This is a genomic window from Paenibacillus tyrphae, from assembly GCF_024158745.1.
Classification (GTDB): Bacteria; Bacillota; Bacilli; order Paenibacillales; family NBRC-103111; genus Paenibacillus_G; species Paenibacillus_G tyrfis_A.
Map to the genome: position 1 here is coordinate 265940 of NZ_JAMZAW010000005.1, position 13851 is coordinate 279790.

Below are 13851 nucleotides of genomic sequence, written 5' to 3' on the forward strand. Positions count from 1 at the left end.
CAAGCGCTTTTTGGCTTTCACCGACACCTTGAATGCGGTTGCAACACGTCATGCTCTTGGTTATTAGAAAAAAACGGCTTCGTTGCTCAAATAACCATTTTGTAGTAATATCAGAACAGGTGTTTGTTACCGGGGGGCGTGAAAGACGCAGCGCTTCGTTCGATTTGGAGAGGAGGACGAATATGCCGGTAATCAGATCCGAGTTGTACATAGAAGCGTCGATTGAAACCTGCTTCGATCTGGCGCGAAGCATCGACGTTCATGCCCAATCGACTTCGCAAACGAAGGAAAGAGCGGTCGGCGGAGTCATGAGCGGGTTGATCGAGCTGGGGCAGACGGTGACGTGGGAGGCCGTCCATTTTGGCATCAAGCAGCGGCTGACCGCAAAAATAACGGAGTTTGAGTCGCCTTTTTATTTTGTGGACGAGATGGTTCGGGGGGCGTTCAAACGGTTTCGGCATACACATGAGTTCTGCGCCGTCGATTCGGGAACGTTGATGATTGACGAATTTGATTACACGTCGCCGTTAGGGCCTCTTGGCAAGCTGGTGGACCAGATGTTTCTGGAATCGTACATGAAGAATTTTTTGTTGAAACGAAATCTTTACATTAAACAGCTGGCTGAGAAGTAAGCCGGATGAATGCCGGACCCATGAAAAAAGCGGACGTTTCTGTACAAGGCGTCCGCTTTTTTGCCGTTGATGATGGTGTGCCACAGGCCGGCTCACTGCTTGGCGTAAACATGCAGGTGCTCGATATATTCATGCACCAGCGCTTGCAGGGCTTCCGCTTTCTGCTCGAGGCCGCCGTCTTCGCCGAAGGCTTGCCGAATCGCTTCGATGTAGGCTTGGCCCTGCTTCTTGCCCGGTGCGTACACGCAGCCGTAGTCGTCCAGATAGCTCGGCAAAAAGTAACATTCCAATACATTCATCGCCAACCGGTAGTCCTCTTGCGGATTCGAATCCGACCAAGCCTTCAGTTTGTCATACAAGGCGCTTAGCGTAATCAGGCCGAGCCGATACGTTCTTCGCGCAAATTCAAACGCCTGCGGGTCGATCTCCTCACGCTCGAACTGCTTGAAGTTTTTTTCGTCCAGCAAATACAAAGCCCCGCCCCATTCGGAAGCAAATTTCAGCCAAAAGTCGGCATCCTCCCGTCGAATCGCAATCGTTTGAAGCTCTTCGAACATGATATCCGGGTTAGCGGCGAGCTTGGCTTTGGCCTCCTCTTTCGGCGAGTTTCCTTCAAAATTCAGCACATTGGCATTCACGTGACTGCTCCTATCTAAGCCATAGGTTTATTCCGCGGGTCCCTGCCGTAGTTGGCGGCGGACATGCGAACGGATACTTCATTGTATCATATCCGCATCCGCCGGTTAAATCTTAAACGCCAACGGCTGCGGTCGAACCGACAGTTTGACATTGCTTGGCTTATGCTGGTGCAGCAAGGTCCACATGAGATGCCGCCCGATCGGGTTGGCGCTGTGAATAATAATTTCTTTTGCATACAAGCCTTTCTCGACCATATATTTGACCAGATCGTAGCCGCTGGCTTTGCCGAGCCCCAGATCGTGATCGAGCGACAAGATGTTAACCGGTCCGGTCTTCATCAAATCGATACACTGCTCGACCGACCTCGCCAGCGTAAAACCTTTCGGGCAAGGACGCAAGTCGTCCAAGTATACGTTCATCATATGCCATCGCCTCTCTTTAACTTCCAGCATACGCACAGCACGGCCCGATTGCTTGGACTGCGGCACAGCGTACCGCGCCATTTCCGGCGAACGCCAAAAACGCCACTTGGTCGAAGTGGCGTCCGCACACAGCGTGGCTGTTACCGTTCCAGCAGAACTTGAATGCCTTTGATCACGTTCCAGACCATAACGACGAAATACAGAATCAGGCTGAGCACGCCCAGGAAAATCGTGGAGGTGACCGAAATCGTCGCGATCCAGATGATCAGGAAGAAGATCAGCGAGAGGAACGGCAAGATGTGCGAGAGAAGCGCTTTTTTGGCGTGTTCGCGGACCCAGCCGTCGTTGGTAACGAAATACACGATAACCGGTACGAGAAATCCGGCGAAAAAGATGCTGAAATAACAAAGCGATGCGATCAGTTTGCGTGGATCATCCATGAGGGATACTCCCTTCTTCGTATATCAAAATCCATCGATGATATGACTACTTACGTTGGATACGGCAGCCGGTTTCAGGTTCAAATCGCCACGCTGCATAGTTTCAACCGACTGGGGGACGTTTAAACAATAAATAACATGCGCATACCTTAATTACCCAATATTAGTTAAAATGGTTCGAATTGGTCCAAATGCGATCATATTTTTTTATCACGAAAACGGTACGCAGCTTGTGTATAACTTTGTCCACATTATACACCCCGCCAATGGCGTGTATTCGACACTTATTAACAGAATACTCACAAGATATACACAATCTCATGTGGATAACGGAACGCTTGTTCTAATTTTGGGCGCATGTTAATATAATTTTACATTACGGAATAAGGTGAGTTGTCCCATGAAACTGATCAGTAATGAGATTTTAGTGGACTCCTATTTCAAAGCCGTCGATTTGAAACTCGAAGAAGATTTTGTCGAATTGTTGTTAGACGAGATCAAGAAGAGACAAATCAACTTAGACTTCTACAAAGAAGGTAATGCCCAGGTCAGCTGACCGGGCTTTTTTCTTTTATCGGGAAAATCTATGATATAATAGTTCCGACTATGACGGGTGTGGGAGAGAAACGATGGAGCGATTAACGATTGCTGTCAATGTGCCGCTTGGCTTTCACGCCAGACCGGTTTCGCGGTGGGTCAGTCTCGCGCAGACCTTTCAAAGTCACATTACCGTGACGTTCCGGGACAAGACGGTCGACGGCAAAAGCGCGCTCGGGCTCATGGCTCTTGCCGTTCCGGGCGGGGCGGAGCTTGAGGTGTGCGCTAGCGGGCCTGACGAGAAAGAGGCGCTTGCCGCTCTCGCTAGCTTGGCCTCGCGATCGTTTTCCGCTTAAGTTTACGGCTACGGAGGCAGAAATATGTTATCCGCAAGACAGCAGAGCATATTGACGGAACTATTGGAACAACGCGGATTTGTGCCTGTGGACCGGTTTCAATCGGAGTATGGCATTTCGGCGCGGACGGTACGCCACGATCTGCTGCAGATCGAAGATTGGCTGGCCGGGTATGGCATCGGGATGGAGCGCAACCGCAAGCACGGCATTGCGCTTATCGTAGACGAGGACGGGCGGGAGAAGCTAGAATGTCTGCTTAGAGAACGGCCGGATCATCTCGATGCGGAGCGGCGGTCCCGTTGGCTTGCCAAGCGGCTGCTGGAATCGTCCAAGCTGCGTACGGACGAGGTGCAGGAAGAGCTGAAAATCAGCAAAAGCACGCTGTTGAGCGATTTGACGGAAGTCACCAGGCTGCTGGGCGGTAAAGACCTGAAGCTCGCCAGAGAGGGCGGATGGATTCGGGTGCTGGGGGACGAACGGAAAAAAAGATCGGCCTATCTCGAACTGCTGCGGCTGGAAATTACGGATGAGAATGTTCTTCGGGTCGTTCTTGGAGACCGGGAAGACCGGATGGGGGGAACGAACCTGTGGAACCCGTGGTTCTCGCCCAAGGATGCGCAATTTTTATTCGATATCGTGCGGATGCTGGAGCGCAAGCTGAACGTCGAATTTACGGACGCGGGGTATTCGGCGCTGGTGCTTCATCTGCTGATGGCCGTCGAGCGGCTGAAAAACAACCACCGTATTCAAATGGACCCGGAGCTGTTCGGTGAGGTGAGCGGAGCGGAGGAGTTCCGGGTCGTCCGACAGCTTGCGCTGCCGGAAATGGAGCGTTATTTTCAGCTTGAGGTGCCCTTGGAAGAGGCGGGCTATATTACCCAGCACATCCTAGGGGCGCAAAAAGCGCAGGATGCCAAGGCCGAGCAGTCCGTTTACGTCCAACTGGCCAAACGGATCGTCATGGAGGTGGAGCAGGAGCTGCATCGGCCGCTTCAGCGTACCGAACAGGTGGTGCACGGGCTGTCCGTCCATTTGAAGCCTGCGATGTACCGTGCCAAATTCGGGCTGCAGAGCGCGAATCCGCTGCTGCCGCAGCTGGAGCAGGAATATGCTTCGCTGCTCGACGTGACGCAAGAGGTGGTCAACCGGGTGCTGCAGGAGCAGGGGGTTTGCTTCGACCGCGATGAAATCGGTTACATCTCCTTGCATTTAAGCAGTGGGCTATCGCATGCCGTAAGCGCGGTCCGGAAACGGGTAGCGATCGTATGCAGCTCCGGCCTCGGTTCGTCGGCGATTCTTCAACGGAGGCTGGAGTCGATGTTCCCCGTGCTGGAGATTGCCGGGAGATTCGCTTACAAGGAGCTCAGGCAGCTGCCGTTCGAGCAAATCGACGCGGTGTTATCGACGATCGAGATTCAACTGCCGCTTCCGGTGCAGGTGATTAAAGTATCGCCGCTGCTGAGCCCCGAGGACGAGAGCAGCATCGGACGTCTGCTCGGCGTATCGCCGCTGGGGCGGCCGATGGAAGCCGATACGCTGCAGCGGGTGGGCGAGATCGTCCGTATCGTCGAGCGGCATGCCGACGTGCGCAACCGGAACCGGCTGCTGGAGGACCTCATCCATCTGCTGCAGGGCGGAGGCGTATCCGGCCACAAAGGGCTGCAGCGGCTGACCGATCTGCTGCCCGCCGGCTCGATCCTGACCGGGCAAACGGTCGAAGGCTGGGAAGAGGCGGTGCGGCTAGGCAGCAGGCTGCTGCGCGAGCGGGGAATCATCGGACTTCAGTACGAAGAAAAACTGTTTCAAATGATTGGGGAGCAGAAGCATCATTTTGTCATCGGGGAAGGCATTGCCTTTCCGCACGCGTCGCCGCAGGACGGCGTATGGGGCACAGGATTCGGCTTGGTCACGCTGGCGGACCCTGTACCGCTCGGACCGTCGGGGCAGCCGGTGTGGCTGCTCGTTACGCTGGCCGCTGCGGACAAGACGTCGCATTTGACCGCGTTATCCACGCTGCTCGACGTGTTTGGCGATGCGGCGTTCATGGAATTTCTGAGACGGGCCGACGATGCGGCTGCCGTATGGGATCGTTTGAAGGCAAAGGAGGGCGAGACGCTTGACGCTGAAAATTAACGTGGTTTGCACAAGCGGTCTCGGCACCAGTCTGATGATCCGCATCCATCTCGAAGCGCTGCTTCGGGAGCAGGGGCTCCGCGCCGATATCGAGCACATGGATGTCGCGTCGCTCGGCTTAAGTCCGGCCGCGGACTTGATCGTCGGCGCTCACCATATCGCCGATTCTTTGCCTCCCCGGCTGCTGGAGCAAGCCGAATGGATACCGCTGGAAAATATGACCGACCGGAATTATTTGCGGACCAAGCTGATGGAAAGCCCGCGTTTTCTGGCCTGGCGGGAACGGGAGAAGGGATTGCGGGAATGAACTGGTCGCAAATTATCAATAAAGGGCTGCTCGGCGAACCGGCCTTTTTGCTCGGGGTCATTGCCTTGATCGGGCTGCTGCTGCAGAAAGCCTCTCCGCAAAAACTGCTCAGCGGCACGATCAAAACGATGCTCGGGTATATTTTGCTGCAGATCGGGGCTTCGGCCGCCGGTTCGTCCTTATCCAATCTATCGATCATCGTTCAGCGCGGGCTGCAAATGATCGGCATTATGCCGCACAACGAGACGATTGCGGGGCTCGCTCAGATCAACTACGGCCGCGAGATCGCGGTCATCATGCTGATCGGCATGGCGCTTCATCTGGCTATCGCCCGCTGGACGCCGTTCAAGTACGTATTCCTTACCGGCCATCACATGCTCTTCATGGCGTCGATGCTGGCGGCTTTGCTTGATTCGGCCCATCTTCCGGCGTGGCAGATTTACGGATGGGGCGGGCTGTTCTTGGCGCTCGCCATGTCGTTCGGACCGGCGGTGAGCCAGCGGTACGTCCGGCAAGCGACCGGCGGCAGCGAGTTCGCCATCGGGCATTTTAACAGCGTAGGCTATGCCCTTTCGGGCTTGATCGCGCAGATGGTCGGGACGAAGGAAAAGAAGCCGATGCCGGAAGGGTTGAAACGGATTTATCCGTTTTTCCAGGATCATATGGTTGTCATCGCCGTCTTTACCCTGCTGCTGTTCGGCTTGTCCAGCTTGTTCGTGCCGGCCGAAGCGCTGTCCGAGATGTTTTCCGGGCGTCATCCCGTGGTCGTCGCGGCTATTCAGGCGATTTGGTTCACGGCCGGCGTGTTCGTTATATTGTCGGGCGTGCGAATGATGCTGGCCGAGATTATTCCTGCCTTTAACGGCATTGCCGAAAAAATAGTGCCGGGAGCGATTCCGGCGCTGGATTGCCCGGTTTTGTTCACGTACGCGCCCATTGCGGCAGCGCTCGGCTTCCTGCTCAGCTTTATCGGAGGGCTTGCCGCGATGGGTACGCTCATGGTATTGCAGTACACGGTCATCATCCCCGGCGTGATCCCGCACTTTTTCTCGGGAGGCGCTTCCGGCGTCATCGCGTATCAGGTCGGCGGCCGTAGGGGGCTGATCGTTGCTGCGCTGTGCCACGGCTTCGTCATTACGCTGCTGCCGGTCTTTTTGCTGCCGCTGCTCTCCAACCTTGGCTTCGTCCGGGCGACGTTCGCGGACACGGACTTTGCCGTCGTCGGGCTGATTTTGAACGGCCTGCTTCGCTTGTTCGGCATAGAGGCCGGTTAATACGGTTACGCTGCCTGCTTGAGCCTCCGGTTCATGATCTTGTGGTCATGGGCCGGAGGTTTTATTTTTTGCCGTTTGATGTGGCAAAGACTTAAACTTCCCGGTTGGAAACGCTTCACTTATGATAAAGCTATCCAAACAACCGAAGGGAGTCGTTACAAAGATGAAAAAAGCACTATCTGCTACGCTCGCCGTAATCTTGACCGCATCTGTAGCTGCCGGCTGCGGCAGCGCCGACAAGCCTGCCTCCGGCGGATCCGCAGCTGCTCCGGCAGCCGGAGATGCAGCTAAAACGGACAAGTCGAAAGGCAAGCTGACCGTATACGTCGGATTCCAGGAAGACCATGCCGTCGAGGCGATGAAGCAGTTCACGAAGGACACCGGGATTCAAGCCGACATGGTCCGCATGTCCGGGGGCGAGATTCTCGCCAAAATCCGCGCAGAGAAAGACAACCCGCAGGCGGATATCTGGTACGGCGGCCCGGCGGATACGTTCGTCGCCGCAATGAACGAAGGACTGCTCGCGCCTTACAAATCGCCGGCTGCCGAGAAAGTGGACGCCAAATATAAAGACCCGAATGGTCACTGGACCGGGATTTATGTCGGTTTCCTCGGCTTTGCGTCGAACAAGAAGTTTCTGAAGGATCATAACCTGCAAGCGCCGCAAACGTGGGAAGATTTGCTCAACCCTGCGTATAAGGGTCAAATCGTCATGGCGAACCCGGCTTCGTCCGGCACGGCCTACACCGCTCTCTACACCGTACTGAAAGTGAAAGGCGCGGAAGATAAAGGGTTCGATTACCTGAAAAAGCTGCACCCGCAAATTCAGCAGTACACGACCAGCGGTTCCGCCCCGGGGCGCATGGTCGGGATGGGCGAAGCGGCCGTAGGCTTGCTGTTCGCGCACGACATCATCAAGTATCAAGAGGAAGGCTTCGACACGCTGGAGCTGACGATCCCTAAAGATGGGACAGGCTATGAAACCGGCGCCGTCGCAGTCATCAAAAATACGAAAAACCAGGAGCTGGCGCAAAAATTCATCGACTGGTCGCTCGGCGCAAGCGCGCAGGAGGTCGGGCAGCGCACAGGCAGCTACCAGAACTTGACAAACCCGGATGCGAAAGAGCCGAAGAAGGCGATCAAGCTGTCCGACATCAACCCGATCCAATACGATCCTTCGGAAGCAGGCAAAGAGCGCAAGCGCCTGCTCGACAAGTGGAACAGCGAAGTGAAGAAATAATACTCCGGGACGGTCCTTGTATTTCTCGGGCACGGGAAGCCTGTGAGCTTTGAAGAATTCTCTGGAAAGTTAGGTGGAGTATATCCCGGAGGAGTTTACGTCCGCCTTTGAAATCCGTGAAAATACCATGAAAATCTAATCAGAATTTCACGGAATATGGGGTCCCCGGAAAGTAATCGGAATCCGCTTCGAAGGTTTACTTCACTTTCTGGGGAGGAGGAGCGGCCGGAGGGATATACTCCACCGCTTCAACTCAGAGAATCTCTACGCGAAGCAGGTTTCCCCACCCCAAATCCAAGGACCGTCCCGGCCCACCCAAGAAAGGAGCCTGTGGCCCATGTCATGGAACCGTACCGCAAGCGAGCTCCGCAGACTGACGCGGGAACCGCTGCTTCTGCTCTGCATCCTGCTCGTCATGGCGTGTCTGGCGATATTTATCGTCTATCCGCTGTATCAAATCTTAAAAAGCAGCTTTATCAGTCCGGACGGATCGGTTTCGCTCAGCGCGTATGTGGGCGTTTTGTCGGGCGGACAGCTGTTCGAGGCATTGAAAAACTCCTTGCTCTTGGCTGTCATCGTATCCATTCTGTCGACGGCCATCGCCTACATGTTCGCTTATACGTTTGCGTACGTGAAGGTTCCATTCAAAAAGCTGTTTAACGCTGTCGCAATATTGCCCGTTATCTCCCCGCCGTTCGTCATCTCGCTTTCCGCGATTTTGCTGTTCGGCAAGCAGGGCTTCGTTTCCAAGCATTTGCTCGGTTTGGAAAACGCCAACATTTACGGCTTCAAAGGCCTGGTGCTCGTCCAAACGCTGACGTACTTCCCGGTCGCTTTCCTCGTGCTGGCCGGCTTGCTGCGCTCGATCAGCCCGTCGCTGGAAGAAGCGAGCATGAACATGGGCGCGGGGCGGCTGCGCACGTTCCTGAACGTGACGCTGCCGCTGACGATGCCGGGGATTGCGAATGCGTTTCTGCTCGTGTTCGTTCAGTCGCTGGCCGATTTCGGCAATCCGATGACGCTCGGCGGCAACTATACGACCGTCGCCCGCGAAATTTACCTGCAGGCGGTCGGCAGCTATGACATTCAAGCCGGCGCGGCGCTGGCGATGGTGCTGATGAGCATCACGTTCCTGATCTACGCGCTGCAAAAATTTTGGATCGGCAAAAAAAGCTACGTCACCGTTACGGGCAAACCTGCCCACGGCCGCCGTCTGATCGAGAAAGGGGTAACAAGACAGGCGCTGTTCGTGCTGTGCATGCTGCTGTCGGTTATCGTCATTGCGTTCTATTTGCTCGTGCCGATCGGCTCGTTCATCAAGCTGTGGGGTATTAACAACAGCTTCACCTGGGATCATTACAAGTACGTGTTCTCGCTCGGACAAAAATCGATGAAGGATACGCTGCTGCTGTCGATCATCGCGACGCCGATTGCCGGCTTGCTCGGCATGATTATCGCCTTCCTGGTCGTCCGCAAGCAGTTCATCGGGAAAAAAGCGCTCGAATCGGTCAGCATGCTGTCCATCGCCATTCCGGGGACGGTCATCGGGATTTCGTACATTCTGGCATTCAACCAGGCTCCGCTTGCGCTCACGGGTACGGCGATGATCATTATCGTCGCGTTCGTCGTGCGGGCCATTCCGGTCGGCATCCGGTCCGGGATCGCATCCTTGCAGCAGATCGATCCGTCGATCGAAGAGGCGGCGACGAATTTGGGGGCCGGGCAGGCGCGCAACTTTTTCACCGTCGTCCTGCCGCTCATCAAGCCGGCGTTTTACAGCGGCCTTGTATACGGGTTCGTCAAAAGCATGACCGCGATGAGCGCCGTCATATTCCTCATCTCGGCCAAATACAACCTGATCACGGCTTCCATCCTCACGCAGGTGGAATCCGGGCGGATCGGCGTCGCCAGCGCGTACTGCACGATTCTGATCGCGATCATGATCGCAGCCTTGCTGCTGCTTAACCTGCTGCTTCGCTTCGTCGGCGGCAGCAAAGAAAAAACGTTAATGTAGGGGGAGAAAGACTTGGCAGCCAAATCGGTCACGCTCAAACAGGTTACGAAAGCTTATGCGGGCTTGGGCACCAAGCAGTCGTCGAATGCGGTATCCGATGTCAATCTGGTCATCGAAGAGGGGCAGTTCGCCACGCTGCTCGGTCCGTCCGGCTGCGGCAAAACGACGACGCTGCGCATGATTGCGGGCTTCGAAGATATTACCTCCGGTGAAATTTTGTTCGGGGACCAGCCGGTAAACGAGATTCCGCCGAATAAGCGGGATTGCACGATGGTGTTTCAATCTTACGCTTTGTTCCCGCACTTGAACGTTTGGGACAATGTCGCCTACGGGCTTAAAATCAAAAAATTCGATCAAGCCGTCATTCGCGAAAAAGTGTCGCGCGTGCTCGAAATCATGAACCTGAACGAATATAAGGACCGCATGCCTTCCCAGATGTCCGGCGGCCAGCAGCAGCGCGTTGCGCTGGCCCGGGCGCTCGTGATGGAGCCGAGCGTGCTGCTGTTCGACGAGCCGCTGTCCAATCTCGACGCCAAGCTGCGCATCGTCATGCGCGACGAAATCCGCCGCATTCAGCGGACGCTCGGCATCACCGCGGTCTATGTCACGCACGATCAGAGCGAAGCGATGTACATGAGCGACGTCGTCATCGTCATGAACAAAGGGCGGATCGAGCAGATCGGCACGCCGCAGGAAATTTACCAAAGACCGAAGACGAAATTCGTCGCCGACTTTATCGGCTCGGCCAACTTCGTCGAAGGCAAGGTGGCGCGGGTCGTTGATGACCGCTTGGAGATCGATACGCCAATGGGTATAATGGTAGCAGCGAACCATGCGGAAGTGACGGCGGGACAGCAGGTAGCTATGGTCATCCGGCCGGAATCCGTCGTCGTCTTGAAGACGGCGAGCAACAACGCGGTCATTACGAAAAGTGTCTTCATGGGACAAACGCAGGAATACGAGATCGATTTCGGCGGCAAAACATTTCAGGTCACCCAGCATAATCCGGTCGCAGGCTCGGTTTTCCCTACCGGGGAGCATGTGACGCTCGAATTTCCCGAGCATTCGATTCAAGTCGTTCCGGCCTAATCTACAGACAGCAAGGGGGCAGCAGGCATGAACAAGAGATGGCAGGGAGCGTTAATCCTTATCCTTTGCGCTGCCGTGCTGACCTCCTGCGCTTCCGAGCGTAAAGGAACGTTAACCATTTATGCAGGGTTGTACGAAGACCACGCGATTAAAGTCGTGGAAGCGTTCCAGAAGGAAACGGGCATTAAAACCTCCTACGTCCGGATGTCGGGCGGGGAAATCCTGGCGCGCATACGCGCGGAGCGAAGCGCCCCGAAAGCGAGCGTCTGGTACGGCGGTCCCGCGGATACGTTCGTTCAGGCCAAAGCGGAGGGGCTGCTGGCTCCTTATTTGTCGCCGAATGCCAAGTGGATCGACGAGAAATACAAAGACCCCGACAACTATTGGATCGGCGTTTATGTCGGTGCTCTGGCCTTGGTTTCCAACCGCAAATGGCTGCAGGATGTCGGGTTGTCGGTGCCGCAAACTTGGGAAGATCTGCTCAATCCGAAGTACAAAGGGATGATCGTCATGGCCGATCCGAGATCCTCGGGTACGGCTTATACGATATTGGCCACGCTCGTACAATTGTGGGGCGAAGAGAAAGCGTTCGACTACTTGAAGAAGCTGCAAGGACAGGTCCGCAGCTATACGACGAGCGGGAGCACGCCCGGGCGCAGCGTCGGGATGGGCGAGGCGGGAACGGCCATCATGTTTGCGCACGATGCCGTCAAATTTTACAAGGAAGGCTTTCGCGATTTGCTGATCCATTACCCGGGCGAAGGCACCGGATACGAAATCGGCGCGATGGGCATGGTCCGGGGCGGTCCGAATGAGAAGGAAGCGCAGACCTTTATCGACTGGGCGCTGACGAAGCAGGCGCAGGAGCTCGGCAAGCAGGTAGGCAATTACCAGTGGCTGACGAATCGGGAAGCGGTGTCTCCCGAGGATGCGGTCTCTTTGGACGCGCTGCGCGTCGTGCCGTACGATCAGACTTGGGCGGGAGCCAACCGCAGCCGGCTGATCGAGCGGTGGGTAAAGGAAGTGCAGGGCGGGCGATGATATATTCAGCCGATAGTGGACCGTTCTATTATACAACCAGAATCTGGCTTGCATAAGGCCAGGTTTTTCTTTTTCCTCGTACGCAATTTCCTATTTGCCTGTAAGAATGCGCTATGTTACACTTTTATTGGTATGTTAACATAACAAGCAAGAGGGATGAAACGATGGGGACTCCGATCTACGAGAAAATAATCCAGCATCTGTTAAAAAGAATCGAACTCGGGCAACTTAAACCGAAAGAAAGAGTCCCGTCGGAAAAAGAATTGGCGGATCAATTCGGAGTCAGCCGAATCACGTCAAAAAAAGCGCTGGAGAAACTCGCACAGTACGGCGTCGTCACCAGAATTCGCGGCAAGGGGTCCTATGTTTCGGAGCATTTTGACATCACGCGCTTCCATGACATCGGCCACCCCGAGGGTAAGGAAGAGTCCTTCCATCATAGCGGCCCTTCCGGCGACACAACGGAACAAGTAACGATCGGCATCATTGCTTCGTATTTTTCCGCTTCCTTCGGCCTCAACATTTTTCGGACGGTGGAAAAGACGCTTTCCGCGCGGAATTATCATCTAATCGTCAAGTGCACGTACGGCAAAAAGGAGCTGGAGGAGCAATTCATCCGTTCGCTGCTCGACTACGGCGTAGACGGTCTCATCGTATCTCCCGTCAACGGAGAGCATTACAACGAGGAACTGTTGAAACTGGTTTATAGAAAGTTTCCCCTCGTGCTAATCGATAAATATCTCCCCGGGATTCCGGCTTGCTCCGTATATACCGATCATAAGCAAGCGGCAAGCGTGCTGACGGACTATTTGCTCGATCAAGGGCATGAGCAGATCGTTTTCGTTTCGGCTCCCGCCGAAAATACGTCGTCGATCGAGGAGCGGATTCAAGGCTTCACGAGCGCATTTTTGAAGCGGGGGATGGCGATCGGGGTAAACTCCATATTCACGGACATGCCTGCCCTAAACACAATGGCATACGACGCGGCCGATCCCATGGAATGGGATACCGGACCGCTGAAAGCTTTCTTGGATCAGAATCCTTCGATTACGGCCATATTCGCTTGCGAATACGACAATGCGATTCTCCTTTCCCATGTGCTTCGCCAGCTCGGCAGACATCACGACTGCGAAGTCGTATGCTTCGATATGATATATTCCCGCCATGGTTACTTTCCTTTAACCCACATTCTTCAAGACGAATGGGAAATCGGACAAAAGGCGGCGGAGCTGCTGATAGCGCAATTGGAACGCCGGGAAGTCCCGCTGTTGAACCCTGTCGGCTTTAAGCTGAAGGTCAAATCACACGAGACCCGATATGAAAATGAATAGCGATCTATGATATGGTATATTGGTATACCATATTTTTTTTATGAAAAAATATCGGTAAAGATCGTTTTTTATAACAAAAATCGGCAAAACAAGCTAATTTCTATTATTTTTTCATGAAAATCACTGAATTGACACAAATATAAGATGATGTTAATATAATTAGCATGTTGATATATTAAAGTTGGTATATCAATGTGTTTTTATTTTTTTAGCAAAGGGGGAGCTCGAAACAGAAAGAAGGTATCGTTCGTTATGAAAGCCTTTACAGGTTATGCAGCCGATTAACAAAATGGGGAGGCAATCCGGTGAAACCTATGAACAAATGCTTAATAGTATCGTTCGCATCGTTGATAGCACTTTCGACTGTTTTAATCGGATGTTCGTCGGGCAGCGGGA

14 protein-coding genes are annotated in these 13851 nt (G+C 54.4%); 11 read left to right on the forward strand and 3 right to left on the reverse strand.

Annotated elements, in window-relative coordinates:
• The first annotated feature begins 182 nt into the window (after positions 1–182).
• Positions 183–632, forward strand: a complete 450-nt coding sequence (locus NI000_RS09980) for an SRPBCC family protein (RefSeq protein WP_253410046.1) — start codon at positions 183–185, stop codon at positions 630–632.
• Between the two features lie 92 nt (positions 633–724).
• Here the strand turns inward: NI000_RS09980 and NI000_RS09985 are convergent, their stop codons facing one another.
• The 3 genes from NI000_RS09985 to NI000_RS09995 form a co-directional block, all read right to left on the reverse strand.
• Positions 725–1270 (reverse strand): hypothetical protein, encoded by a 546-nt coding sequence (locus NI000_RS09985; protein ID WP_253410048.1) that lies wholly within the window; start codon positions 1268–1270, stop codon positions 725–727.
• A 105-nt stretch (positions 1271–1375) separates the two neighbouring features.
• Positions 1376–1774: a cyclic-phosphate processing receiver domain-containing protein gene (locus NI000_RS09990; protein ID WP_253410050.1), complete on the reverse strand. Its 399-nt coding sequence runs from the start codon at positions 1772–1774 to the stop codon at positions 1376–1378.
• 59 nt (positions 1775–1833) lie between these two features.
• Positions 1834–2133: a DUF4870 domain-containing protein gene (locus NI000_RS09995; protein ID WP_054977517.1), complete on the reverse strand. Its 300-nt coding sequence runs from the start codon at positions 2131–2133 to the stop codon at positions 1834–1836.
• A gap of 400 nt (positions 2134–2533) precedes the next feature.
• Here NI000_RS09995 and sda point away from each other — a divergent pair, with 400 nt between their 5' ends.
• The 10 genes from sda to NI000_RS10045 all read left to right on the forward strand — a co-directional run bounded on the left by sda (position 2534) and on the right by NI000_RS10045 (position 13455).
• On the forward strand, positions 2534–2689 hold the full coding sequence (sda, locus tag NI000_RS10000; protein ID WP_253410052.1) for a sporulation histidine kinase inhibitor Sda: 156 nt from the start codon (positions 2534–2536) through the stop codon (positions 2687–2689).
• A 73-nt stretch (positions 2690–2762) separates the two neighbouring features.
• The gene (locus tag NI000_RS10005) at positions 2763–3026 is read left to right on the forward strand and encodes an HPr family phosphocarrier protein (protein ID WP_054977515.1); all 264 of its coding nucleotides are present in this window, start codon (positions 2763–2765) and stop codon (positions 3024–3026) included.
• 24 nt (positions 3027–3050) lie between these two features.
• The gene (locus NI000_RS10010; RefSeq protein WP_253410054.1) at positions 3051–5159 is read left to right on the forward strand and encodes a BglG family transcription antiterminator; all 2109 of its coding nucleotides are present in this window, start codon (positions 3051–3053) and stop codon (positions 5157–5159) included.
• Positions 5143–5466, forward strand: coding sequence for a PTS sugar transporter subunit IIB (locus tag NI000_RS10015; protein WP_025850104.1), 324 nt, complete (start codon positions 5143–5145; stop codon positions 5464–5466). The genes NI000_RS10010 and NI000_RS10015 overlap by 17 nt, the downstream gene beginning before the upstream one ends.
• Positions 5463–6740 carry a PTS ascorbate transporter subunit IIC gene (locus NI000_RS10020; RefSeq protein ID WP_253410056.1) on the forward strand — a complete coding sequence of 426 codons (1278 nt, stop codon included), beginning with the start codon at positions 5463–5465 and terminating at the stop codon, positions 6738–6740. Before NI000_RS10015 ends, NI000_RS10020 begins: the two co-directional genes overlap by 4 nt.
• A gap of 163 nt (positions 6741–6903) precedes the next feature.
• Complete coding sequence (locus tag NI000_RS10025) at positions 6904–7980, forward strand: ABC transporter substrate-binding protein (RefSeq protein WP_253410058.1); 1077 nt, start codon at positions 6904–6906, stop codon at positions 7978–7980.
• 337 nt (positions 7981–8317) lie between these two features.
• Positions 8318–9994 carry an ABC transporter permease gene (locus NI000_RS10030; RefSeq protein ID WP_253410060.1) on the forward strand — a complete coding sequence of 559 codons (1677 nt, stop codon included), beginning with the start codon at positions 8318–8320 and terminating at the stop codon, positions 9992–9994.
• 12 nt (positions 9995–10006) lie between these two features.
• A complete protein-coding gene (locus NI000_RS10035; RefSeq protein WP_253410062.1) occupies positions 10007–11083 on the forward strand; it encodes an ABC transporter ATP-binding protein in 1077 nt (358 codons plus the stop codon).
• A gap of 27 nt (positions 11084–11110) precedes the next feature.
• Positions 11111–12124: an ABC transporter substrate-binding protein gene (locus NI000_RS10040; protein ID WP_253410064.1), complete on the forward strand. Its 1014-nt coding sequence runs from the start codon at positions 11111–11113 to the stop codon at positions 12122–12124.
• A 164-nt stretch (positions 12125–12288) separates the two neighbouring features.
• Positions 12289–13455 (forward strand): GntR family transcriptional regulator, encoded by a 1167-nt coding sequence (locus NI000_RS10045; protein WP_253410065.1) that lies wholly within the window; start codon positions 12289–12291, stop codon positions 13453–13455.
• Positions 13456–13851 lie beyond the last annotated feature (396 nt).